The organism is Pseudoalteromonas sp. Z1A6, from assembly GCF_011378745.1.
In the GTDB taxonomy this organism is placed as follows: Bacteria; Pseudomonadota; Gammaproteobacteria; order Enterobacterales; family Alteromonadaceae; genus Pseudoalteromonas; species Pseudoalteromonas arctica.
In genome coordinates this window covers 1-2,427 of the sequence record NZ_WTKW01000485.1, presented here as the reverse complement: position 1 = coordinate 2,427, position 2,427 = coordinate 1, and the positions used below count along the sequence as shown (strand labels likewise).

The following is a 2,427-nucleotide window of genomic DNA, read 5'->3' as shown; positions in this document are numbered from 1 at the left end:
AATTTTTGTAGATGAAATGTCCCTTGTTTTCGCTGGATTCGGAAATACTGATAGAAGGAAGTTAACTGAATTAGAGCAAGCTGACAAAGAGTTGTGGGAATCTGATAATTCTAACCCTTATGACGTGGCTAGGTTATTGATTAAATATATCTACATAAAAGATGAATACAATAAACTTACTAAAGATCATTATCGTGAGTTTATAGAGCTTTCCTCACCATTAGATTACATGGGCGATAGTTAACTCTCTCTGTGCAGCGCTAAGCGCCTCTGTGTTCTCGGTGGTAATTTTTATTTAAATTACCACCAACCTCAACTGGACCAAACCATCTAAGCCCCACACTGCCTAATCCCAGCTCGCGCATGTTTAAGCGCAATAATCTGCCCTTTACCGTTATGCGCCATAGCTAACATATCACCCGTGTTTATATCGCTTTCAACCGCATGTTTACCCTTTAAATCACTCAACAGCGAATGCTTAATTTGCACTAGCACCTTAAGATTACAGCCAGCAGCTGCGCAGTTGATGTTTTAATAAATACTGGGTTGTTAGATAGTTCAAGTGTGTGCATAAGCCGCTCCAAATTTTATTGATCACAACAATTAGGGTGTTTTCAAAGCTATAACGGGTGGCAAATCAAAAAGGGGTGAAATAATTTTATAAAAAATGTGGGGTTTAGTTACAATAGCCATTCGCAAATATTAAAACTTAACTTTTTAGGCTGTTATGCAACTCATTGAAATAAATAAAGCGCGTTACCGTAAACATTTAAACCGTGTTATTGCAGGATGTGGTATTGGTTTGGCGGTAGGCAGCTTGGCTATATCGCAAACGCTGATTGCTTTATTTCCTGATGAAAGTGGTAGCCACTTTCATTGGAACTTAATAGGCGTTGCTATTACTAGCGTTGGGCTTGCGTGGTTACTTCATAAATATCGTACACATACGTTTATGACAGAAGTTGTTTATGTGTGGGAGCTTAAAAAAGCACTTAATAAAATAACCCGTAAAATGGCTAAGTTAAAAGCTGCTGGCCGTGAAGGGAATGCCGATGCGTTATTAGCGATTCACTATAGCTACGCGGGCTCTCGGTTATTGTGGCAGCTAGACGATAATCTAATCACTATGGACGATTTAGCCATTAAACAAGCTGAGCTTGAATCTGTTGCAGCGCAATATAATGTAACGCTTAACGTTGAAGATTACGACGCAAGTATTTTAAAACAGTTTTAAAACAGTTTTAAAACATAGGTTTTTAAATTAGTTAGAGGAGCCTTAATGAAAAAAATACTCATAGTGTGTTTAGGTAATATTTGCCGCTCGCCAACCGCAGAGGCGGTATTAAAAGCCCGTGCTAAAAAGCTAGGCGTTAACGTTAAAGTTGATTCGGCAGGGACTATTGGTTACCACGAAGGTAAAACGCCTGATAGCCGCTCAATGGCAGCAGGCGAAAAACGTGGTTATAGCTTTAAAGGTATTTATTCGCGCAAAGTACGCAGTAGCGACTTTACTGAGTTTGATTTAATTTTAGCGGCCGATACGCAAAACTTAGCTGATTTAAAAGCCCAGTGCCCTGAGCATCTACAGTACAAATTAGCGCTGTTTTTAGAATACGGCGAGCAAACCCAAAGCGCTATTCCCGATCCTTATTATGGCGGCGATGATGGTTTTGAAAATGTGCTCGATTTAATAGAAGCGGCTAGTGATAAAATACTCGCTAAAATTTAATTCCTATTTTATTACTAAAGCTAAATTTAACGAGCTTTTTGTCGTATTGCACAGTGTTCCTAAAGTAAGTACATTTTATGCTTACTCAAAGGGAACTTTATGAAAATAAAAATATTACTACTCACTTTATCTATCGCTTCTTGTTCTACTTTTGCTAACGATGTTAGTTTTTCGATTGGGGGTGGCTACCCTTATTTGGTTATTCCTGAGGTGTCTTTATCGGCTAACGATGATACACAACGCTGGTATGCAAACTACAAAATAGGCCTTGATGATGGTTTTTCAGCCGGTTTTGAACAAGCAGTTAGCGATAATAAAAAACATGCTTTTGGCGCGCTTGTGGGCGCTATTGGTGCAAGAGATACAGACCAAGAGTGTGAAAGTTCAACTAATGATGTAGCAACTGACTTTGCTAATACGCTAGGTTGTGTAATTGGCGGTATTTTTGATGAAGAAACAACAAACGGCATAGGGCTTACTTACAGCTACAACTTTAATGGATTGAACAGCGCTGGTTTTAGATTAGAGCTAGATGTGGGCTATGGTAAAGCAAGCGACAGCAACGAAAAAAGAGCCGATGGCGGTATTAGCGTAAGTTATGAATTTTAACTACATGAGTTTTGTATTAGTTAGTTTTAAAAAAGGCGCATAAAGCTGTCTCTTATACACAAATCCCTGCTAAGAAATTAGCGGGGATT

At 38.8% G+C, this 2,427-nt stretch carries 4 protein-coding genes and 1 pseudogene; 4 read left to right on the top strand and 1 reads right to left on the bottom strand.

Going from position 1 to position 2,427, the window contains the following annotated elements; translation table 11 throughout:
- Positions 1 to 244, top strand: a pseudogene (locus GQR46_RS18765) (NTPase KAP); the annotation flags it as partial.
- A gap of 86 nt (positions 245 to 330) precedes the next feature.
- On the opposite strand, the gene GQR46_RS18760 reads toward GQR46_RS18765, so the two are convergent.
- The gene (locus tag GQR46_RS18760) at positions 331 to 489 is read right to left on the bottom strand and encodes a hypothetical protein (RefSeq protein WP_165742055.1); all 159 of its coding nucleotides are present in this window, start codon (positions 487 to 489) and stop codon (positions 331 to 333) included.
- Positions 490 to 727: 238 nt separating this feature from the next.
- Between GQR46_RS18760 and GQR46_RS18755 the strand changes: the two genes are divergently transcribed.
- From GQR46_RS18755 to GQR46_RS18745, 3 genes are all read left to right on the top strand, one after another.
- Positions 728 to 1,234, top strand: coding sequence for a DUF3087 domain-containing protein (locus tag GQR46_RS18755; protein ID WP_165742053.1), 507 nt, complete (start codon positions 728 to 730; stop codon positions 1,232 to 1,234).
- Positions 1,235 to 1,279: 45 nt separating this feature from the next.
- Entirely contained in the window at positions 1,280 to 1,729 is a 450-nt protein-coding gene (locus tag GQR46_RS18750) for a low molecular weight protein-tyrosine-phosphatase (RefSeq protein ID WP_165742051.1), read from the top strand.
- A gap of 99 nt (positions 1,730 to 1,828) precedes the next feature.
- The gene (locus tag GQR46_RS18745; protein WP_165742049.1) at positions 1,829 to 2,338 is read left to right on the top strand and encodes a hypothetical protein; all 510 of its coding nucleotides are present in this window, start codon (positions 1,829 to 1,831) and stop codon (positions 2,336 to 2,338) included.
- The last annotated feature ends 89 nt before the right edge of the window (positions 2,339 to 2,427 follow it).